Here is a 20,776-nt window from a genome sequence, read left to right on the forward strand (position 1 = left end):
GCCTTCAAGGTCTGCATGAGGTGGGCAGCGAGGCGCTCGGCGGCGTTACCTACGGCACGATCGGCAAGACTACCGGCCGGGCGCCGACGCGCAAGGAGATCGACGGTATGTGCCGCTTCCTCGAGCGGGCGGCGAAGTCGGCGAAGGCGCGCGGGCTGAAGCTCGGCATCGAGCCCTGCAACCGCTACGAGACGCATCTGATCAACCGCGGTATCGATGCGACCAGGGTCATCGAGCGGGTCGGGGCGGAGAATATCTTCATCCACCTCGACACCTACCACATGCATATCGAGGAGGAGAGCTTTGCGGCCGGCTTCGAGGCGGCCGCGCCCTTCCTCGGCTATGTGCATGTGTCGGAGGCAAACCGCGGCGTGCCGGGGCGCGGCATGATCAACTGGGCGGCCTGCATGAAGGCAATCGCCGACATCGGCTATGAGGGACCGATCACGCTCGAAAGCATGAACCATGTCGATGTCGACATTGCCGGCGGGCTAGCGGTGTGGCGCCCGGTGGCGGAGGACCCGCGCGACGTCATCGAGGTCGGCCTGCCGTTCCTGCGTGAGGAAGCACGCAAGGCAGGGCTGCAACTGGGGTGAGCGGGCTGTGAGGCGGTGGCCTTCTCCCGATCACTATTGGTCCGTCTTGTCGCTGTGCGCCAATCGACCTTCTCCTTGAGCGGGAGAAGGAACGTGGTTTGTCCGACGCAATGCCTTCAGGAAGGCAACTAGCGATGCAAGGCCTGCCAGTTGACTACCGGGACCAAGAAAAGCGCCAATGCCGAAGCGCTCTACAATTGCTATCTGGTCCGGATCATCCGGGCCAATCGGCACTTTTTCAAAGCGATCCCGAGGTGCGGCAGCGAGTTTTGCCGACTTGATCTCGTCGAGGCGATTGCCCAGCCGCCTTAGTCGCGTCTCCAACTCGCCATCTGCTGGTCCCATGCCACCATCATCCCAGCTAATTGAGACAGCCGCAACGAGCATCGATACAATTAGCGAGAAAGGCATGTAGCGCCACCGGCGGATGGCGCCAATGGGACCTGCAGTTTCAGAACGGATAATGCTGTCCCGGGTCCTCGATCGTCACCCAGCGCAGGTCGGTGAATTCGGCAATCGAGGCCTTGCCGCCGAAGCGGCCGTAGCCTGAGCCTTTCACGCCGCCGAACGGCATCTGCGCCTCGTCGCCGACAGTCGGGCCGTTGATGTGGCAGATGCCGGCCTGAATGCGGGCAGCGACCGCCATGCCGCGCTTGATGTCGCGGCTGAAGACGGCCGACGACAGGCCGTATTCGGTGTCGTTGGCGACGCGCACGGCCTCGTCCTCGCCTTTGACGCGGATGACCGGCTTGACCGGACCGAAGGATTCTTCAGCGTAGACGCGCATGGCCGGCGTGACGTCGTCGAGCAACGTCGCTTCCACCACAGTGCCGGCGCGCTTGCCGCCGGCGACAAGCTTCGCGCCCTTGGCGACTGCGTCGGCGACCAGTTCCTCCATCTTGTCGGCGGCCTGGCTACTGATCAGCGAGCCCAGCACGACGTGGCCGCGCGGATCGCCTGCCGGCAGTTGCGCGGCACGGGCGGCGAGCCTGGCGACGAACTCGTCGGCGACCTTGTCGTCGACGATCAACCGTTCCGTCGACATACAGATCTGGCCCTGATGCATGAAGGCGCCGAAGGTCGCGGCATTGACCGCCGCGTCGATGTCGGCGTCGTCCAGCACCAGTAGCGGCGCCTTGCCGCCGAGCTCGAGCAGGGCCGGCTTGAGATGCCTTCCTGCAAGCTCGGCGATGATGCGGCCGACCTTGGTCGAGCCGGTGAAGTTGACGCGCTTGACGGCCGGATGCGCGACCAGCGCTTCGACGATGCCGGCCGCGTCCTTCGGATCGTTGGTGACGACGTTGACGACCCCCTTGGGCAGGCCGGCCTCGACCAGCACCTGGCCGATCAGGCGATGCGTGCCGGGGCACATCTCGGAGGCCTTGAGCACCACCGTGTTGCCGCAGGCGAGCGGCATCGCTAGCGCGCGGGTACCGAGGATCACGGGTGCGTTCCAGGGCGCGATGCCGAGGCAGACGCCGGCCGGCTGGCGGATCGCCATGGCAAGCGTGCCCGGCTTGTCCGAGGGGATGATCTCGCCCGAGATCTGCGTCGTCATGGCGGCTGCCTCGCGCAGCATATTGGCGGCCAGCATGACATTGAAGCCGGCCCACGGCCCGGTCGCTCCGGTCTCCTCCATCATCAGCCTGGTGAATTCGCCGACCTTGGAGGCCATCACATCGGCGGCCTTGGAAAGCAAAGCGCGGCGCTCGCCTGGGCCGGTCCGCGACCAGGCCGGGAAAGCCGCGGCAGCGGCCTCAGCCGCGGCGTTGGCGTCGGCGATGCTGGCGGCGGCGGCGCGCGTCGCCAGCTTGCCGGTGAAGGGGTCCAGGCGGTCGAAGGAAGCCTTGCCCGCTGCAGTTCTTTCGTCGCCGTCGATCAGAAGTCCGATATCCATTGTTCTCTCCCTCGCTCCCGGTGGAGCGTTGCAAGTTCAGATTAGAAGCCGAGCACCTCGGCGTTGATCGAGGCTTCGAGGCCGCCGTCGACCGGCACGTTGGCGCCGTTGATCCAGCGCGCGCCATCCGAGCACAGGAACAGCACGACCGGCGCGATATCGCCCGACGTGCCGGCACGACCCACCCGCGAAATATCGCTGTCGACGCGGTCGTCGCCGAGCACGGCGCGGAACTGCTTCAGGATCGGCGTCTCGACCGGGCCTGGGCTGACCGCATTGACGCGGATGCCGCGGCTCTTGAAACGCTCCTGATGCGCGGCGCGGAAAGTCCACAGCAGCAGAAGCTCCTTCGAGACCGGATAGCCTTCCTCGTTCTTGACCGCATGGTCGGCGACCACCCTGGCGACATCGGGAAAGCCCTCGATGCCGATCATCGAAGCGGCGCGGTTGAGATTGGCGCGCCAGCCGAAGCCGGCGATCGAGGCGACATTGACGATGGCACCGCCTTCGCGAAGCTTCGGCGCCAGCGCCTCGGAAAGCGCACGCAGCCCGTAGAAATTGACGGCGAGCGTCGACACGGCGCCGGTGTTGCCGGAAAGGCCGGCGACGTTGCAGAGCGCATCGAGGCGCTGCGGCAGCCGTGCCACCAGTTCGTCGACGCAGGCCCTCGACGAGATGTCGGCCTTGACGAAGCTGCCAGCACTTGCTGCTGGCTCACGCACGTCGACGCCGATCACGTCGGCGCCGAGTTGGCCGGCGAGTTCCGCCGTGCGGGCGCCGATGCCGGAGGCGACGCCGGTGATGAGGATGGTCTTGCCGAAAAGCATGGTCAGGCCTTCTCCCGAGATGTCGTTGTCGGTGCCGGCGAAGCGGTCTCGCCCGTCGTTTGGGTCGAGTTGACGGGAAGCCTGACGCTATAGCCGACGGGCAGCAGGCGCAGCCCAAATCGCTCCTCCAGCGTTCCCCACAGGCCGCGCGGCAACAGTAGCGAGAAGGCGAGGGCCGTGGCGCCGAGGCCGATCAGGTACCAGACGCCGGCACCGCCGAACCAGGTCTCGATGAGGAAGAAGAGCAGCGCGCCAAGGATGGCGCCCTCGAAGGTGCCGATGCCGCCGACCAGCACCATGAAGATCATGTAGGCTGTCCACTGGACGCTGAAATAGGTCTTCGGCTGGAAGGTGATCGAGGTCGCCAGCCACAGCGCGCCGGCAACGCCGATGCCAAAGGCGGCGAGCACGAAAAGCAGCCGCTTGGTGCCGGTAACGCGCACGCCGACGGAGGCCGCCGCATCCTCGTTGTCGCGGATGGCGCGGATGGCGGCACCGGTGCTGCCGCGCAGCAGGCCGAACAGGACGGCAAGCAGGGCGGTCATCGACGCCAGCGCCAGCCAGTAGATCGCCACGCGTCTGGTCGAAGCGTCGTAGACGTTGAGCGAGATCAGCGACGTGCCGGTCTCGCCCTGCACCAGCCGGTCGAGGTTGACGAGGAGATGGGTGAGGGCCGCGATCACCCACATGCCGATGGCGAACTCGCCGTTCCTGAGCCGCAGCATGAACAGCGAGATCGGCCAGGAGACAGCGCCGACGACGATCGCCGAGACGAAGAGCGCGACGAAAGGATTGAGGCCGGCATCCGCCAGCCGGATGCTGAAATAGGCGCCGAGGCCGAAGAACACCTGCTGGCCGACCGAGACCAGTCCGCCGAAACCGGCGAGCGCGTTCCACATCGCCGCGAGGATCACATAGATGAACAGCGCGGTCATCCGGTCGACGGCGCCTGCCGACAGGAATTGCGGCGCGATCGCCAGCAGCGCGATGATCAGGGCCACCGCGATGGCGGCAATGCGCGAGGCGGCGGTGCCGCGCTCGATGACAGGGGAGGCGGCGCTCATGATGCCTTCCCCGCGGGCAGGCGCAGCAGGCCGCGCAGGCCGAGGCCGGAGGTGGACAGGCGTATGAACAGGGCGATCAGGAACGCGACATGGCCGCCGATCAGAAAGCCCTGCGGATGCACCTGGGCGCCGAGCGTCTGGGCGAGCGCCAGCACGATGCCGCCGATCAGCGTGCCCCACAGCGAGCCGGCGCCGCCGATGACCGCCGCCTCGAAGGCGAACAGCAACTGCGGCGCGCCGGCATAGGGATCGAAGGTGGCGCGCATGCCGAGGAAGGCGCCGGCGAGACCGACGGAGACCATGGCGATCGACGCGGCGACCGCATTGGCGCGGCGCGCATCGACGCCGACCAGGCCGGCGGTATCAGGGTCTGCCGAGGTCGCGCGGATCGAACGGCCGAGGCCGGTGCGAGTGAGGAAAAGCTGCAGCCCGCCAAGCAGCACCACGGCGGTGACGAAGATGATGACCGCGAGCTTGCCGACATAGATGCTGCCTGGCCATTCCCAGGAATCGTAGGAGAGGCTGCCGATAAAGGGCGCCAGCGAGCGCGTGTCGGCGCCGAACTGCTCGAACAAGAGATTGTCGATGACGATGGCGAGGCCGAAGGTTGTCAGGATCGGCAACAGCGCGCCGCCACGCGCGCTGCGTTCGAGCAGGAAGCGCTGCAAGGCCCAGCCGATCGCGGCCATCAGCGGCAGGACGATTAGCAGCCCAAGGAAGGGTGAAATGTGGAAGCGCGAGGCGAACAGCCACAGCGCGAAGGCTGACAGCACGGCGAGGCTGCCATGGGCGAGGTTGATGATGCGCATCACCGAAAACATGAAGGAGAGGCCGCAGGCGATCAGCGCGTAATAGCCGCCGAGCAGGATGCCCTGGACGATCTGGTTGGTCATGCCGGCATGCCTCCGGCGCCCTTCCGATGCAGGCCGAAATAGGCTTTCGTCACCTCGTCGCGCGACACGCTCTTGCTGTCTCCGGCAAGCGCGATCCGTCCCTCCAGCATGCAGATGACGTTGTCGGAGACGGAGAGGGCACGGTTGAGATCCTGTTCGACGAGGATGATCGTCGTACCGGAGCTGATCAGGCCGTGCAGCGAGGCGTAGACGCGGTCGACGACCAGCGGCGACAGGCCGAGCGAGACCTCGTCGAGCAAAAGCAGTTGCGGATTGCTCATCAACGCGCGGCCGATGGCGGTTGCCTGCTGTTCGCCGCCGGAGAGATGCCCGGTCTTGGCGCGGCGGCGCGGCTTGAGGTTCGGAAACGAGTCGAGCACCCTGTCGACGCTCCAGTCGCCGGGGCGGCCGGCGCTTCGTCCGAGCAGCAGGTTCTCCTCGACCGTCATGTCGACGAACAGTTTCCTGCCTTCTGGCACCAGCGCGATGCCCATGCCGACTCTGCTGTGCGAGGGCACGCCGCAAAGATCGACGCCATCGAATCGCACGCGCCCCGATGCCTGCGGATGCGCGCCGGCGATGGCTCTCAGCAGCGTCGTCTTGCCGGCGCCGTTGGCGCCGACCAGCGCCAGCGTCTCGCCGCGCTCGACGTCGAAACTCACGCCGCGCACCGCCTGCAACAGGCCGTGGCGGACAACCAGATCCTCGACCGAAAGCAGGCTCATTTCGGGCCTCCGCCGAGATAGGCGTGGATCACCTGCGGATCGGCCATGACCGATTGCGGCTCGCCGTCGGCGATGATCTTTCCCGCATCCATGCAGATCAGCCGCCCGGCCACCTGCAACAGGATGTGGACGATGTGTTCGATCCAGACGATGCCGATCTTCCGGCGCCGCAATTCCCTGATGGTCTCGACCAACTCGCCGGCCTCGCCGTCGGTCAGTCCGCCGCCGATCTCGTCGAGCAGAAGCAGCGTCGGCCTGGCAGCGAGCGCCCGGGCGAGCTCCAACCGCTTGCGGTCGAGCAGGCCGAGCGTCTCGGCACGGCGGTTGGCGACGCCAAGCATGCCGCACAGTTTCAACGAGGCAAGCGCCTCCTCATAGGCTTCGTCGCGCTTGAGTCCGGCGCCATGCGAGGCGGCGACGAAGACATTCTCGAACGTGGTCATGCCGCCGAACGGTTTCGGCACCTGATGCGTGCGCACGAGGCCGAGCCGGCAGCGCGCCGTTGCCGGCAGCGACGTGACATCGCCGCCCTTGAAGGCGACGGTACCGGCGTTCGGCGGATAGGCGCCGGACATCACGCTGAGCAATGTCGTCTTGCCGGCGCCGTTCGGGCCGACAATGCCGACCGCCTCGTCGGCCTGCATGGCGAAGTCGATGTCGTCGAGCACCACCAGCGCGCCGAAGCGCTTGTGGATGCCGGCGGCATTGAGGATCGCAGCGTTGGGCGAAATGGTCACGATGCGAACCCCGTCAGCAGTCCAATCAGCCGTTGTACGGCTGCAGCTTGGCTTCGACCGGCACCTTCGGGTCGGTGGCGTTTTCGGTCACCACATAGTCGAGCGCGAATTTGCTGCCCTCCTTCGCCGCCACCCACTGCGTGCCGATGATCGGGCCGGGCGAGACATTGGCGACTGGGCCGCTGGTAAAGTCGACCTTGCCGATCATCGTCTCGGTGTTGAGCGTGCTGAGAGCCTTCGCGACCGCCGCCTTGTCCTTGGCATCGGTGCTGGCCTTCAGCGCTTCGAACCCGGCGTCGAGCAGCGACATCGAGGCGCCGAGCTGCTGCGTCCACTGCTTGCCGCTCGCCGCCTCGTAGCCGTCGGCCAGCTCGGTTCCGGAGACGCCGGTCAGCGGCGACTTGTAGGGGAAGGCCTTGTGCCAGTAGGCGGCGCTTGAAAGCTTCATGCCGAGATCGCCCAGCGCCTCGATATCGGACGGGAACAGGCCGGTCTTGGCGACCTGGGCGATCTTGATCTGCCGGGTCAGGCCCTGCTGCGCCGCCTGACGCCAGAACGCGGCGAAATCCGGCGGGATCGGGAAGGAATTGAAGATCTCGACGCCTTCCTGCTTGAACAGCGCGATCTGCGAGGAATAGTCGGTGGTGCCGGTCTCGTAGGCGCCGGGGTCGACGATGGTGAAGCCCTGCTTGGCGAGCAGCGGCGCAAGATGGGCACGGATGGCATTGCCGTCGGCGTCGTTCGGATACATGACGCCGACCTTCTTGTTGGTCTCGATCAGAGTCCACTGCGAGACATAGGCCTTGAAGAATTCGTCGACGCCGAAGCCGAAATGATAGGTCCATTTGAACGGCGAAGGCTGGCCCGGCTTGGCGCCGCGGCCGAAATACCAGGCTTCCCAAGGCATGACCGTCGACAGGCAAGGCACGCCGGCCGCTTCGCAGGCGTCGGCCACCGGGTTGATTACCTCAGGCGTGGACACCGCGAGCATCAGGTCGATGGCCTGGTTGTTTATCAGGTCCTTGGCGAGTTGGCCGGCGCGCGAGGGGTCCGACTGCGTGTCCTGGTCGAGGATCTCGACGCTGTATTTCTTGCCGCCGAGCTCGATGCCATTGGCGAGCGCCTTTCGGGCCAGGTCGAGCACATAGCCGTCGGTCTCGCCGAAACCGCCGAGAGGCCCGGTGCGCGGGCTGACGAAGCCGACCTTCAGGGTGTCCGCGGCCTGCGCGAAGGCCTTGCCGCGGCCGAGCGCAAGGGCCGCGCCGCCGGCCACCGAAGTGGCAATGAACTGGCGCCGCGACATGCCGGCGATAACGGGTTTGCTGCCGATAGTCTCAGTCATCTGCTCCTCCCTCAGTGGCCGCCCCACGCGGGCCGCAACCGGTTTTCCGGGTGCCGCCAGCCGGGGCTCGCCTTTGATCCTCCACGGTCACATTGCACTAGCGGTTTGGTTCGGTAAAATGATATTTTGCGGTGTTTCATTAACCCGTAGGTTACGAAAAGACACGCCGAACGGAGTCCGTTGTCAGGCGCTATGCCGTGCCGCCTCGCGGATCGTCTGCAGCAGGATGGAAAAGGCCGGAGAGGGAGCAGTGTCGGTGCGCATGGTCAGGCCGACCGGTCCCTTGGTCTCCTCGGTGTCGACTGGCAAGGCGACGAAGGCGCCGCTGGCGATCTCGTTGGCGACGACGCCGGCCGAGATGATCCAGACCGCATTGCTCTGGCGCATGAAGGAACGTCCGAAGGAATCCGAGACGGTCTCGATCTCGGTTTTGGGCGCGGTCATGCCATTGGTGATGAAGAGACGGTCGACGAAGGGACGGATGACGGATTCCCTGGTTGGCATCAGCACGGGGAACTCATCGAGGCGGGCGAAGATGTCGGCTCCCGGCTCCAGCAGCGGGTGCCCGTCCCGCACCACGAACAGCACCTGCTCGGAATAGAGATGCTCGAAGAAGAAGCCGGTCATGTTGTCCGGAGCGGCGAGACGGCCGACGACGAGGTCGAGCGCGCCGACTCGCAACTGCTCGAGCAGCACCGCGTTCTCGCCGGTGACGATCTTGATGGCGGCACCCGTGTTCTCGCTCAGGAACAGGCTCATCGCCAGCGGCATCACCCGCGCCGATACGGTCGGCAAGGCGCCGATGCGGATCGGATGGCGATTGATTGCGCCGTCCTGGCGGACGGAATCGACGCCGCGCTTCAGTGCCGTGATCGCCGTGCCGGCATGGCCGAGGAAGATCTCGCCGAGCCGCGTGACGCGGATGCCGCGGCCGTCGCGTTCGACGACGGCGATGCCGAGCGCCTCTTCCAACTCGCGCAATGTCTTGGTCACGGCCGGCGCGCTGACATGCAGGAATTCGGCCGCCCTTGCCACGCTGCCTTGCCGCGCCACTTCGAGAAACGCTTGCAGGTGTCGGAAGCGGATGCGGCTTTCGGCCATGGTTCGATAACCTCGGAGTTAATGAAACGCCGCAAAATATCATTTTACCGAACCAAATACCTAGTGCAAGCTAACATCGGAGGATCGAAATCGTGCCATTCGTCAGCATTGGCGGCGTTACGCTGCACCACCGCTACAGGCCGGGGACTGGCAATGCGTGCCCGATCATATTCATGAATTCGCTGGGGACCGACTTCCGGATCTGGGACGAAATTGTCTCGCTGCTCGGCGATGAAATGCCGACGCTCGTCTATGACAAGCGCGGGCACGGGCTGTCCGACATCGGCGGCGTCAGCTCGATCGACGATCATGTCGATGACCTCTGCGGCCTCGTCGATCACTTCGGCCTGGCCAAGGTCGTGCTGTGCGGCCTGTCGGTCGGCGGCCTGATCGCGCAGGGGTTCTATGCGCGGCGCCCCGAAAGCGTTGAGGCCCTCATCCTAAGCGACACGGCGCACAAGATCGGCACGGCCGACAGCTGGAACACACGCATCGCGACGGTCGAAAGCAAAGGCATCCAGGAGATTGCCGACGCCGTGCTCAAGCTGTGGTTCACCCCTGCCTTCCACGCGGAGCGTTCCACCGATCTCGACGGCTGCTGGAACATGCTGACCAGGCAGCCGCTCGCCGGCTATATCGGCACCTGCGCCGCCGTTCGCGATGCTGACTTCACCGAGGCCGCGCCCCGCATCGCGGTGCCCACGCTCTGCATCGTCGGTGACCAGGACGGCTCGACGCCGCCCGATCTCGTGCGCTCGCTTGCCGATCTCATCCCTGGTGCGCGCTTCGAGGTGATCCGCAATGCCGGCCACATTCCCTGCGTCGAGCAGCCCGGGCCGTTTACCGGGCTGATCCGCGATTTCATCGCATCGCTTCCCAGCGGAAAGCAAATCCATGGATGACATTTCCAAGAACACAACCCGATACCGGACCGGACTTGAGGTCCGGCGATCCGTGCTCGGCGATTCCCATGTCGACCGGGCCGAGGATGCGGCCACCGATTTCGACCGGCCGTTTCAGCACCTGATCACCGAAGCCGCGTGGGGAACGGTGTGGGCGCGGCCGGGCTGGTCGAAGCGCGAGCGCTCGATCGTGACGCTGGCGCTGCTTGCGGCACTCGGCCATGACGAGGAGGTGGCCATGCATGTGCGCGCCACCGCCAACACCGGCGCATCGCGCGACGATATCTGCGAGGCTTTCCTGCATGTCGCGATCTATGCCGGCGTACCGGCCGCAAACCGCGCCTTCAGGATCGCCAAGGAGGTGTTCGCGCAGATGGACGAGAATGCCCATGCCTGAGTCGGGCTCCAACCGGGCGCCGGAGACCGGCGCCTTCTTCCAGCGCGATCGCCTTTGGCATCCGCCGGCTTTCACGCCGGGCTACAAGAGTTCGGTGCTGCGCTCGCCGCAAAAGGCACTGCTTTCCTTCGACAACACGCTGTCCGAACTCACCGGCCCGGTGTTCGGGCACGCCATGCTCGGCGAGTACGACAACGACCTGATTCACAATTTCGCCCAGCCAGGCGAGAGCGCCATCGGCGAGCGCATCATCGTGCATGGGCGGGTGCTCGACGAACGGGGCAAGGGTGTGCCGGGCGTGCTGCTCGAATTCTGGCAGGCGAATGCCGGCGGCCGCTACCGCCACAAGAAGGACAGCTATCTGGCGCCGCTCGATCCGAATTTTGGCGGCTGCGGCCGCACCATCACCGGCGACGACGGCGGCTACGCCTTTCGCACCGTCAGGCCGGGACCCTATCCGTGGCCGAACGGTCCGAACGACTGGCGTCCTGCCCATATCCATTTTTCGGTGTTCGGCCAGGGTTTCGCGCAGCGGCTGATCACCCAGATGTATTTCGAAGGCGATCCGCTGATCTGGCGCTGCCCGATCGTCGGCGGCATTTCCGACAAGGCAGCCATCGAAGCGCTGATTGCTACCCTCGACATGCAGTCGACGATCCCGATGGACGCGCTCGCCTACAAGTTCGATATCGTGCTGCGCGGACGTCGCTCGACGCTGTTCGAGAACAGGCCGGAGGGCAATTGATGGCGCAATCGCTCGACCGGCTGAAGGAAAGCCCTTCGCAGACCGCGGGACCCTACGTTCATATCGGGCTGACGCCGAATTTCTGCGGCATCGGCGGCGTCTATGAAAGCGACCTCGGCTCGACCATGGTCAATGGTGAGACCAGGGGCGAGCGCATCGAGCTGCGTATCTGCGTTTTCGACGGTGCCGGCGCGCCGCTCAAGGACGCGCTGATCGAGATCTGGCAGGCCGATGCCAACGGTTTCTACAATTCGCCGGCCGAATTGCGCGGCGCTGCCGATCCGAGCTTTTCGGGATGGGGCCGGAAGCCGACCGACATGGAAACGGGCGTCTGCTTGTTCCAGACGATCAAGCCCGGCCGCGTGCCGTTCCGCGACGGGCGGCTGATGGCGCCGCACATTACGCTGTGGATCGTGGCGCGCGGCATCAATATCGGCCTCCATACCCGGCTCTATTTCTCGGACGAGGAAAAGGCCAATGCCGAGGACCCGATCCTTGCCCGCATCGAGCATCGCCTGCGCGTTCCGACGCTGATCGCCAAGCGCCAGGGCGACACCTACGTCTTCGATGTCCACCTGCAGGGCGAGAAGGAGACGGTCTTCTTCGACAGCTGACCGACCGGAACATGACCGTATCGCCCTTCGATCATCCGCTGCTTTCGGCTCTCCTCGGCGACGAGGAGGCGGCAAGGCATTTTTCCGTGGAAGCCGACATCGACGCGATGCTGGCTTTCGAGCGCGCCCTGGCCGAGGCCGAGGCCGAGTGCGGCGTCATTTCCAACGACGCCGCAACGGCAATCGGCTCGGCTCTGACCTCGTTCCGGCCCGACACGGCCAGGCTCAGGGCCGGCGTTGCCAGAGACGGGGTCGTGGTGCCGGAGTTGGTACGCCAGATCAAGGCCGCCGTCGGCGAACCGCACAATGCGTTCGTTCATTTCGGCGCGACCAGCCAGGACGTCATCGACAGCTCGCTGGTGCTGCGGCTCAGCGGCGCGGTCGACCATATCGGCCTGCTGCTCAGCGAAAACATCGTGCGGCTTGCGGGCCTCGAACAGGATTTCGGGGGCAGGGCGCTGATGGCGATGACGCGCATGCAGCCGGCAATCCCGATCACGGTTGGAGATCGGATTGCCTCATGGCGGGCGCCGCTGGAGCGTCACCAACTCAGATTGAAGGAACAGTCCGCGCGGCTGCTGGTCGTCCAGTTCGGCGGCGCGGCCGGCACGCTCGATAGACTCGGCGACAAGGCTGCGTCCGTGCGCGCGGCGCTCGCCGCCAAACTCGGCCTCGGCGATGCGCCGCAGTGGCACAGCCAGCGCGATGCGATAGCCGAGTTCGCCGGCTGGCTGTCGCTTGTCACCGGCAGCCTCGGCAAGTTCGGCCACGACATCGCGCTGATGGGGCAGGCCGGTACGGACATAAAACTGTCCGCGGGCGGCGGCTCGTCGGCCATGCCGCACAAGCAGAACCCGGTGAAGGCGGAGGCGCTGGTGGCCCTTGCCCGCTTCAACGCCACCCAGCTTGCCGGCATGCATCAGGCGCTGGTGCACGAGCAGGAGCGCTCTGGCGCCGCCTGGACACTGGAATGGCTGATCCTGCCGCAGATGGTGGTGGCGACAGCGGGAGCACTCCGGCTCGCCGCGGAGCTTGCCGGACAGATCGAAAGCCTCGGACACTGATGCGTACACAGGTTGTTATCATCGGCTCGGGCCCATCCGGCCTGCTGCTCGGCCAGTTGCTCGCCACCATCGGTGTCGAGACCGTCATTCTCGAACGGTCGAGCCGGGAGCATGTGCTCGGCCGGGTGCGCGCCGGCGTGCTCGAACAGGGGACCGTCGACCTGCTCGGCGAGGCGGGCGCGGCAGACAGGCTCCATGCCGAAGGACTGCCGCATTCCGGCATCTCGCTCGCCTTCGACGGTCGCTTGCACCGCATCGATCTCACGGCGCTCACCGGCGGCAAGCATGTCACAGTCTACGGCCAGACCGAGGTGACGCATGATCTGATGGACAAGCGCGAAACGGCCCGGCTGGTCACCGTCTACGAAGCCGCGAACGTCGCGCCGCATGATTTCGATGGCGCGGCGCCTTTCGTCACCTATGACAAAGACGGTGTCGGCCACCGCATCGACTGCGACTTCATCGCCGGCTGCGACGGCTATCACGGCGTCAGCCGCCGCTCGGTGCCGGAGGGCACGCTGAAGACCTTCGAGCGGACCTATCCGTTCGGCTGGCTTGGCGTGCTGGCGGAGGTGCCGCCGGCCGACCACGAACTGGTCTACGCCAATCACGAGCGCGGCTTTGCGCTGTGCTCGATGCGCTCGCCGCACCGCAGCCGCTACTATGTGCAGTGCCCGGCGGACGAGCGCGTCGAAGCCTGGTCCGACGACCGTTTCTGGGACGAGTTGCGCCGGCGCTTGCCGCCGAAGACAGCGGCGTCCGTCACCACCGGGCCGTCTTTCGAAAAGTCGATCGCGCCGCTGCGCTCCTTCGTCGCCGAGCCGATGCGCTTCGGAAAGCTGTTCCTGGTCGGCGACGCGGCCCATATCGTGCCGCCGACCGGCGCCAAGGGCCTCAACCTCGCCGCCAGCGACGTGCGCTATCTCTTTGCCGGGCTTCGTGAATTCTATCGCGAGCGGTCGCAGGCAGGGCTCGATGCCTATTCAGGCAAGGCGCTGGCCAGGGTCTGGAAAGCAGTGCGCTTCTCCTGGTGGATGACGACGATCCTGCACCGCTTTCCCGAGACGGGCGAGTTCGGCCAGCGCATCCAGGAAGCCGAGCTCGACTATCTCGTGCATTCCAAGGCCGCTTCGACGGCACTGGCCGAAAACTACGTCGGCCTGCCGTATTGATCGGAAGCAGTCGTCAGACGCGTTCCAGCGCGATCGCAATGCCTTGGCCAACGCCAATGCACATGGTGGCGAGCGCATAGCGGCCGCCGCGCTCGCGGAGTTCGAGCGCCGCCGTGCCGGTGATGCGGGCGCCCGACATGCCGAGCGGGTGGCCGAGCGCGATCGCGCCGCCGTTCGGATTGACGTGCGCGGCGTCCTCGGCGATGCCGAGCTGGCGCAGCACCGCGATGCCCTGCGAAGCGAAGGCCTCGTTCAACTCCACGACCTCGAACTGCTCGGGCGTCAGGCCGAGGCGGGCGCAGAGTTTCTTCGTCGCCGGCGCCGGGCCGATGCCCATGATGCGCGGCGCGACGCCGGCGGCAGCACCGCCAAGGATGCGGGCGATCGGCGTCAGGCCATGTTTCTTCGCGGCTGCTTCCGAAGCGATGACGAGGGCGGCCGAGCCGTCATTGACGCCGGAGGCGTTGCCGGCGGTCACGGTGCCACCCTGGCGGAACGGCGTAGGCAGTTTGGCCAGCGCCTCGATGGTGGTGCCGGCGCGTGGATGCTCGTCCTTGCCGACCACGATTGCATCGCCCTTCCTTTGCGGGATCGTCACCGGCGTGATCTCCTTCGCCAGCCGGCCATTGGCCTGCGCTGCGACCGCCTTGTCCTGGCTGCGCACGGCGAAGGCGTCCTGGTCGGCGCGTGAAACGGCAAAGTCCTCGGCGACGTTTTCGCCCGTTTCCGGCATGGAATCGACGCCATACTGTTTCCTCATCAGCGGGTTGACGAAGCGCCAGCCGATGGTGGTGTCGTGGATCTCGGCGTTGCGGGAGAAGGCGGTGTCGGCCTTGGGCATGACGAACGGCGCGCGGCTCATCGACTCGACACCACCGGCGATCATCAGCTCGGCCTCGCCGGCCTTGATGGCGCGCGCCGCGATGGTGACGGCATCCATCCCCGAGCCGCAGAGGCGGTTGACGGTGGAGCCCGGAATGTCCTGGGGCAGGCCGGCGAGCAGCAGCGCCATGCGGGCGACGTTGCGGTTGTCCTCGCCGGCCTGGTTGGCGCAGCCATAGATAACATCTTCAACCGCCGCCCAGTCGACGCCGGCATTGCGCTCGACCAAGGCCTTCAAGGGTACCGCACCGAGATCGTCCGTTCGTACCGAGGACAGCGCGCCGCCGAAGCGGCCGATCGGCGTACGGATGTAGTCGCAGATGAAGGCGTCGGTCATCTATGCAGCTTTCCCCTTGGCGGTCCCCTCATGCGCCGCCTTGGTGCGGGCCTGAAGATCGCGCAATGTCGTCAGCTCGAGTTCCGTCGGCGCCGGCGTCTCGTCAAGGGCCTCGGCGAATTTTACCACCCAGCCACAGGTCGCCTGCACCTGCTCGCGGGTCACGCCTGGATGCAGCGACACGACGGTGAATTCCTTGGTGACCGGATCCGGCTTCCAGATCGCGAGGTCGGTGATCAAAAGCGTCGGGCCGGCCGTATCGATGCCGAGACGCTTGCGGTGATCGCCGCCGTCGCCATGGCCGAAGGAGGTGAAGAAGTCGATCTTTTCGACCATGCCGCGCTTCGACTGCGCCATGGTGATGTACACCTCTTTTGAAGAGGTGGCGATTTCCGGCGCGCCGCCACCGCCGGGAAGGCGCGTTTTCGGGTGCGCATAGTCGCCGATGACGGTTGTGTTGATGTTGCCGAACCTGTCGAGTTGGGCCGCGCCCAGGAAGCCGATGGAGATGCGGCCGCCCTGCAGCCAGTAGCGGAACATCTCCGGCACCGCGACGGTGGTAACCGCTGTCTCGCACAATTCGCCATCGCCGATCGACAGCGGCAGCACATCGGGCGCGGTGCCGATGGTGCCGCTTTCATAGATCAGCGTGATGTCCGGCGCATGGGTCAGCCGCGCGACGTTGCAGGCGGCAGACGGCGCGCCGATACCGACGAAGCAGACATCCTCGCTCTTCAGCGCCCGGCTGGCGGCGATCGTCATCATCTCGTTGGGCGTGAAGCCAAGATTTTCAGCGTCGCTCATGCGGCTTTCCTCAGATGCTCGACGCGACCGGCGAAGTCGGCCGCGCTGCTCTCGATGACGTTCTTCTGCATCCAGGCCTGGAAACGGTCACGGTCGGCGGCGATCTCGTCCCATTCGAGATAGGCCGCGTTATCGCGCGCATAATATCCATGGGTGTAGGAGGGATGCGAGCCGCCCGGCACGACCGCGATCGCGGCGACCGTCCAGTTGGGCAGCACGGTGAGGTTGGGGTGGAGATCGTCGAAATTGTCGACTATTTCCTCGACCGTCACCACGGCGCGCTTGGCCGCGAGAACGGCTTCCTTCTGGATGCCGATGATGCCTTCGACCAGCACATTGCCTTTCCTGTCGGCCTTCTGTGCATGGATGAAGCTGACATCGGGCCGGATCGATGGAACGGCGGCGAGCACTTCGCCGCTGAACGGGCAGGTGAGCGACCGTATGTTCGGGTTGACCGAAGCGAGGCCGGCGCCGCGATAACCGCGAAAGACCGCGCAGGGCAGGCCGGCGGCACCCGCCTCATAGGCGTTGGCCATGCCGGCGTGGCTGTGTTCCTCGACCTCGATTGCGCGCGGAAAGCCATTCTCGATGGCGTCGCGGGCGCGCCGCAGCAGGCCGACGCCGGGATTGCCGACATAGGAGAAGACGATCTTTCTCGCCATGCCCATGCCGATCATCTGGTCGTAGATCAGGTCCGGCGTCATGCGAATCAAAGTGAGGTCGCGAAAGCCTTGGCGAATGGCCTCATGCGCGGCCGCTGTCGGGATCAGATGGGTGAAGCCCTCGAAGGCGACCGTATCGCCGTCGTGCAGGTTCTCCGCGACAGCCTCCTTCAGCGGCAGGAACTTCACCATTCTTCGGCTCCCGGTATCGAAAAGTTCGTATTGCGAACATATGTTTGATATGTGATACTTTCTAATCTTACCCTGAAGGGGAGTCAACGCCATGCAGACGGCTCTAGAAGGCGAGGCCAGTTCGCGCGATCATGTCGGCTCGCTGGAGCGCGGGCTTGCGGTGATGGAGGTCCTCGCGCGTTATCCCGCCGGCATGACGCTGACCGAGATGGCAGAGGAGGCGGGCCTGACTCGCGCCGGCGCCCGCCGCTTCCTGCTGACGTTGGTGAACGCGGGTTACGCGACACAGTCGGGCCGGCTGTTTTCGCTGTCGCCACGCCTGCTCACCATCGCGCGGACCTGGCTCGGCAGTGCCTCGCTGTGGAGCTTCGCTGCGCCGATCATGCGCGAGGTGGCCGGGCAGTTCGACGAGGCCTGTAACGCCGCGGTGCTGTCGGGCGAGGACGTCGTCTATGTCGCGCGCATCCCCGGCCGCCGCATCCTCAGCGTGGCGCTCGACGTCGGTACCCGGCTGCCCGCCTACTGCACATCGATGGGCCGCGTGCTGCTCTCTGGGCTGCCGGCCGATGAGATGAAGACCTTCCTCGCCGATGCAAAGATCGAGCCGCGGACGCCTCGGACGATCACCAGCCGCGCCGCGCTGGGCAAGGCAATCGACAAGGCGGGGGCGGATGGCTTCGCCATTGTCGACGAGGAACTGGAACTCGGCCTGCGTTCGATAGCCGTGCCGATCAGCGACCGTACCGGCCAGGTAGTCGCCGCCATCAACGTCTCGACGCAGTCGGCCCGGTTCTCGGTCGAGGCGATGGAGCGCGAGATCCTGCCTGTGCTGCGCAAAGCAAAGCAGCGGGTCGAGGAATTCTTCTTCGACTGACTGGCCAGCCAACTGTCTGAAGTCGGCGCCGCCCCTCATCGCCCTGCCGGGCACTTCTCCCCGTATAGTGACGGGGGCTGGCCGCAACGGCGGCGCCTGCATGCGCCGAACTCGACCGTTGACGCCGCCTTTCAAATGCATTATTGAACAGGATTATACAGGTTCAATGAACAGGTATTGATATGGCCCGTCGCGCGACGCAGCTCACTCCCGGCACCGGCAAGCCGGAGCAGATCGCGACGGTTTTGGAGCACGAAATCCGCTCCGGCGTGCTCGGCTTCGGCGACCGTCTGCAGAGCGAGAACGAACTCGTCCAGCGCTTCTCCGTCAGCCGCAACACGGTCCGAAAAGGTCTCGAGGAATTGTCGAGTCGCGGCCTGATCACCACCAGGGTCGGCATCGGTTCCTTCGTCACCTTTGACGGCATGCCGGTCGATGATGCCGTCGGCTGGTCGCGCGCGCTTGCCAATGCGGGCGCCAATGCCGAGACGCGCACGCTGCGGCTCGAAGTCATCGAGGACGCGGAGCTTGCGGCGAAGCTTGGCGTCGACAATCCAGCTTTCATCGCTGTCGATCGCGTCCGCACGAATGCAAATGACGGCCATGCGATCTCGATCGAGCGTAGCCGCCTGCCGCTGTCGCCCGAACTGGAAGACGTGCCGCTGCGCGGCCTGCGCGAAGGCTCGCTGCACCAGACGCTGCGCGGAGCAGGGCTCGTTCCCGACCATGGCGAGGAGTGGGTCGACATCGAGATGCTGAGCGCCGCCGATGCCGCCATCCTCGACTGCGCGCCGGGCACGCCCTTCCTGCGGACGCGGCGCCTGACTCGCGCCGCCGATGGTCGACCGATCGAATTCGTCACTAGCCTGCTCAACCCGGCGCATTTCGCCCTTCATCTGGAGTTTTGAGATGACGGATGCGGCCGGGGTGATCGACCGGGCAATGGGCGCGCTGATCGGCGGCGCGCTTGGCGACGCGCTGGGCATGCCGACGCAGCTTCTGTCGCCCGGCCGCATCGCCGAACTCTATGGCCATGTCGACGACTTCGTCGCGCCCGTCGACGATCATCCGGTGTCGAAGGGCCTTGAAGCCGGCACGATCACCGACGACACGGAACAGGCGCTGCTGCTTGGCCGCATCCTGGTCGGGTCCGGCGACCGTTTCGACCACACGCGCTGGGTCAATGCGCTGCTCGACTGGGAGCGCGGGGTCAAGGCACGCGGCAGCTACGACTTGCTCGGCCCGTCGACCAAGCGCGCCATCGACGCCATCAATGACGGCGTGCCGCCCGAGGAGGCCGGCAGCGGCGGCGACACCAACGGCGCGGCCATGCGCATCGCGCCAGTTGGCATCATGATGCCGCCGGAGCCACTCGACACGCTGGTTGCGAAGGTCGCGGAAACCTGCCGGGCCACGCACAATACCTCGATTGCCATAGCTTCGGCCGCCGCGGTCGCTTTGGCGGTCAGCGGCGGAGTCTCGGGCGCCGACTGGCGCGCGGCTTCCGAGCGCGCCGTGACGGCGGCACGGTTGGGGGCAACGCTCGGGCATTGGGTCACCGGCGGCGACATCGCCGCGCGGATCGCCTGGGCGCAGGACCTTGTGCGCGGCAAGGCCGAGAAAGAGGCGATCCGGCTGATCGTCGATCTGGTCGGCACCGGCGTCGCCAGCCAGGAATCGGTTCCGGCGGCGTTCGCCGTGCTGGAGGTCGCCGAAGGCGATCCGTGGCGAGCGGCTGTCATCAGCGCCAATCTCGGAGGCGACACCGACACGATCGGCGCCATTGCCGCCAGCATGGCAGGTGCCTCTGCCGGCCTGTCGCGCCTGCCGCAGGATCGCATTGCCAAATTGCACGGCATCGATCTCGCCGCGGTTCGCGCGCTGGCAGACGATCTCATCGCGGCACGCGAGGCAAAGATCCGCTCCGGCAAGGAGGCTGCAGCATGAGTGGACGGCTGGTCCATGTCGGCAGCGCCGTGGTGGACTATGTCTACCGCATCGACGCCTTGCCGGCGCCCGGCACGGAAAAGACCGCGTCGAGCTACGCGCGGGTCGCCGGTGGCGGCTTCAACATGATGGTCGCGGCGAGGCGCACCGGCATGAGGGTGGTGTTCGGCGGTCAGCTCGGTACCGGGCCGGACGGCGATTTCCTGCGCGCGGCTTTTGCCGCCGAAGGCATCTCGACGCTGACGCCGCCGTCGCCGTTGATGGACAGCGGCAATTGCGTTGCCATGATCAGCGGCGACGCCGAGCGCACCTTCGTCTCCTGGCCGGGCGCCGAGAGCCGGCTCACGCGCGACATGATGGCTTCCGTCCAAGTCCAAGCCGGTGATTGGGTTTTTACCTCCGGCTACACGCTGAGCTATCCCGGCAGCCGCGACGCGCTCGCCGACTGGATCGAGGCGCTGCCGGCGGAAGTCCCCTTCGTCTTCGATCCAACGCCGGTGATAGCCGAGATTCCGCGCCCGATCCTGGACAGGGTGCTGGCGCGCACGACCTGGCTGAGCTGCAACACCAGCGAGGCGGCCGCGATCGCAGGTTCGGGCGACGCGCAGACTGCAGCCATCCGGCTGCTCGCCGACCATTGCCGGAAAGCGGCAGGCGTCGTCATCCGCGACGGCGCGCAAGGCTGCCTAGTGCGGCTGGCCGATGGCGGTACGCGCGCCATACCCGGTTTCGAGGTCGCCGCCGTCGACACCAACGGCGCCGGCGATGCTCATATCGGCGCCTTCGTCAGCGGCCTGTCGCGCGACATGCCGCCATGCGAGGCAGCGCGCTATGCCAATGCGGCGGCAGCGATTTCCGTTACCCGCCATGGCGGATCGTCGGCGCCGACCGACGCCGAAACCCAGGAATTCCTTGCCCGGCGCGTTCAAGCGGCGATCGCGCAGGACCGGGAACGACAGGCCACAACTTAACAAGCCCGCCAACCGGGCAAACAATGAGAGG

Annotated in this window: 23 protein-coding genes; 11 read left to right on the plus strand and 12 right to left on the minus strand. The window is 66.1% G+C overall.

All coding sequences use genetic code 11. The annotated features are described in order from the left end of the window. On the plus strand, window positions 1-596 hold a 596-nt coding region (locus tag EJ073_RS31025), incomplete at its 5' end, for a sugar phosphate isomerase/epimerase family protein (RefSeq protein WP_145965107.1). A 33-nt stretch (window positions 597-629) separates the two neighbouring features. On the opposite strand, the gene EJ073_RS31030 is transcribed toward EJ073_RS31025, so the two are convergent. The 9 genes from EJ073_RS31030 to pcaQ form a co-directional block, all read right to left on the minus strand. After that, the gene (locus tag EJ073_RS31030) at window positions 630-1,007 is read right to left on the minus strand and encodes a hypothetical protein (RefSeq protein ID WP_126058980.1); all 378 of its coding nucleotides are present in this window, start codon (window positions 1,005-1,007) and stop codon (window positions 630-632) included. Between the two features lie 40 nt (window positions 1,008-1,047). Further along, entirely contained in the window at window positions 1,048-2,493 is a 1,446-nt protein-coding gene (locus EJ073_RS31035; RefSeq protein WP_126058981.1) for an aldehyde dehydrogenase, read from the minus strand. 41 nt (window positions 2,494-2,534) lie between these two features. After that, window positions 2,535-3,320, minus strand: a complete 786-nt coding sequence (locus EJ073_RS31040) for a coniferyl-alcohol dehydrogenase (RefSeq protein WP_126058982.1) — start codon at window positions 3,318-3,320, stop codon at window positions 2,535-2,537. 2 nt (window positions 3,321-3,322) lie between these two features. Next, a complete protein-coding gene (locus EJ073_RS31045; RefSeq protein WP_126058983.1) occupies window positions 3,323-4,384 on the minus strand; it encodes a branched-chain amino acid ABC transporter permease in 1,062 nt (353 codons plus the stop codon). Then, on the minus strand, window positions 4,381-5,277 hold the full coding sequence (locus tag EJ073_RS31050; protein WP_126058984.1) for a branched-chain amino acid ABC transporter permease: 897 nt from the start codon (window positions 5,275-5,277) through the stop codon (window positions 4,381-4,383). Before EJ073_RS31050 ends, EJ073_RS31045 begins: the two co-directional genes overlap by 4 nt. Then, complete coding sequence (locus EJ073_RS31055; RefSeq protein ID WP_126058985.1) at window positions 5,274-6,002, minus strand: ABC transporter ATP-binding protein; 729 nt, start codon at window positions 6,000-6,002, stop codon at window positions 5,274-5,276. Before EJ073_RS31055 ends, EJ073_RS31050 begins: the two co-directional genes overlap by 4 nt. Beyond that, entirely contained in the window at window positions 5,999-6,646 is a 648-nt protein-coding gene (locus tag EJ073_RS31060; RefSeq protein ID WP_245455795.1) for an ATP-binding cassette domain-containing protein, read from the minus strand. The genes EJ073_RS31055 and EJ073_RS31060 overlap by 4 nt, the downstream gene beginning before the upstream one ends. A gap of 118 nt (window positions 6,647-6,764) precedes the next feature. Beyond that, window positions 6,765-8,081 (minus strand): ABC transporter substrate-binding protein, encoded by a 1,317-nt coding sequence (locus tag EJ073_RS31065; protein WP_189347420.1) that lies wholly within the window; start codon window positions 8,079-8,081, stop codon window positions 6,765-6,767. A gap of 183 nt (window positions 8,082-8,264) precedes the next feature. Next, window positions 8,265-9,182, minus strand: a complete 918-nt coding sequence (gene pcaQ / locus EJ073_RS31070) for a pca operon transcription factor PcaQ (protein WP_126058987.1) — start codon at window positions 9,180-9,182, stop codon at window positions 8,265-8,267. Between the two features lie 92 nt (window positions 9,183-9,274). On the opposite strand from pcaQ, the gene pcaD reads away from it, so the two are divergent. From pcaD to pobA, 6 genes are read left to right on the plus strand one after another with little or no spacing between them, the layout of a single operon-like run. Next, window positions 9,275-10,084 (plus strand): 3-oxoadipate enol-lactonase, encoded by an 810-nt coding sequence (pcaD, locus tag EJ073_RS31075; RefSeq protein ID WP_126058988.1) that lies wholly within the window; start codon window positions 9,275-9,277, stop codon window positions 10,082-10,084. Next, window positions 10,077-10,481, plus strand: a complete 405-nt coding sequence (pcaC, locus tag EJ073_RS31080; protein WP_126058989.1) for a 4-carboxymuconolactone decarboxylase — start codon at window positions 10,077-10,079, stop codon at window positions 10,479-10,481. The genes pcaD and pcaC overlap by 8 nt, the downstream gene beginning before the upstream one ends. Beyond that, window positions 10,468-11,226 carry a protocatechuate 3,4-dioxygenase subunit beta gene (pcaH, locus tag EJ073_RS31085; protein ID WP_126058990.1) on the plus strand — a complete coding sequence of 253 codons (759 nt, stop codon included), beginning with the start codon at window positions 10,468-10,470 and terminating at the stop codon, window positions 11,224-11,226. Before pcaC ends, pcaH begins: the two co-directional genes overlap by 14 nt. Continuing rightward, the gene (gene pcaG / locus EJ073_RS31090) at window positions 11,226-11,840 is read left to right on the plus strand and encodes a protocatechuate 3,4-dioxygenase subunit alpha (RefSeq protein ID WP_126058991.1); all 615 of its coding nucleotides are present in this window, start codon (window positions 11,226-11,228) and stop codon (window positions 11,838-11,840) included. The genes pcaH and pcaG overlap by 1 nt, the downstream gene beginning before the upstream one ends. 11 nt (window positions 11,841-11,851) lie before the next feature. Further along, on the plus strand, window positions 11,852-12,904 hold the full coding sequence (locus EJ073_RS31095) for a 3-carboxy-cis,cis-muconate cycloisomerase (protein ID WP_126058992.1): 1,053 nt from the start codon (window positions 11,852-11,854) through the stop codon (window positions 12,902-12,904). Further along, entirely contained in the window at window positions 12,904-14,076 is a 1,173-nt protein-coding gene (gene pobA, locus EJ073_RS31100) for a 4-hydroxybenzoate 3-monooxygenase (protein WP_126058993.1), read from the plus strand. Before EJ073_RS31095 ends, pobA begins: the two co-directional genes overlap by 1 nt. A gap of 13 nt (window positions 14,077-14,089) precedes the next feature. On the opposite strand, the gene pcaF is transcribed toward pobA, so the two are convergent. From pcaF to EJ073_RS31115, 3 genes are read right to left on the minus strand one after another with little or no spacing between them, the layout of a single operon-like run. Continuing rightward, on the minus strand, window positions 14,090-15,295 hold the full coding sequence (gene pcaF, locus EJ073_RS31105; RefSeq protein ID WP_126058994.1) for a 3-oxoadipyl-CoA thiolase: 1,206 nt from the start codon (window positions 15,293-15,295) through the stop codon (window positions 14,090-14,092). Then, window positions 15,296-16,099 (minus strand): CoA-transferase subunit beta, encoded by an 804-nt coding sequence (locus EJ073_RS31110; protein ID WP_126058995.1) that lies wholly within the window; start codon window positions 16,097-16,099, stop codon window positions 15,296-15,298. Next, window positions 16,096-16,953 (minus strand): CoA transferase subunit A, encoded by an 858-nt coding sequence (locus EJ073_RS31115; RefSeq protein WP_126058996.1) that lies wholly within the window; start codon window positions 16,951-16,953, stop codon window positions 16,096-16,098. Before EJ073_RS31115 ends, EJ073_RS31110 begins: the two co-directional genes overlap by 4 nt. 91 nt (window positions 16,954-17,044) lie before the next feature. Here EJ073_RS31115 and EJ073_RS31120 point away from each other — a divergent pair, with 91 nt between their 5' ends. The 4 genes from EJ073_RS31120 (at window position 17,045) to EJ073_RS31135 (ending at window position 20,745) form a co-directional block, all read left to right on the plus strand. Further along, the gene (locus tag EJ073_RS31120; RefSeq protein WP_126058997.1) at window positions 17,045-17,827 is read left to right on the plus strand and encodes an IclR family transcriptional regulator C-terminal domain-containing protein; all 783 of its coding nucleotides are present in this window, start codon (window positions 17,045-17,047) and stop codon (window positions 17,825-17,827) included. Window positions 17,828-18,009: 182 nt separating this feature from the next. Beyond that, window positions 18,010-18,735 (plus strand): GntR family transcriptional regulator, encoded by a 726-nt coding sequence (locus EJ073_RS31125; RefSeq protein ID WP_126058998.1) that lies wholly within the window; start codon window positions 18,010-18,012, stop codon window positions 18,733-18,735. A 1-nt stretch (window position 18,736) separates the two neighbouring features. Beyond that, complete coding sequence (locus EJ073_RS31130) at window positions 18,737-19,774, plus strand: ADP-ribosylglycohydrolase family protein (protein WP_126058999.1); 1,038 nt, start codon at window positions 18,737-18,739, stop codon at window positions 19,772-19,774. After that, a complete protein-coding gene (locus tag EJ073_RS31135) occupies window positions 19,771-20,745 on the plus strand; it encodes a PfkB family carbohydrate kinase (protein ID WP_126059000.1) in 975 nt (324 codons plus the stop codon). The genes EJ073_RS31130 and EJ073_RS31135 overlap by 4 nt, the downstream gene beginning before the upstream one ends. Window positions 20,746-20,776: the final 31 nt, after the last annotated feature.

The sequence above is a fragment of the Mesorhizobium sp. M4B.F.Ca.ET.058.02.1.1 genome (assembly GCF_003952505.1).
In the GTDB taxonomy this organism is placed as follows: Bacteria; Pseudomonadota; Alphaproteobacteria; order Rhizobiales; family Rhizobiaceae; genus Mesorhizobium.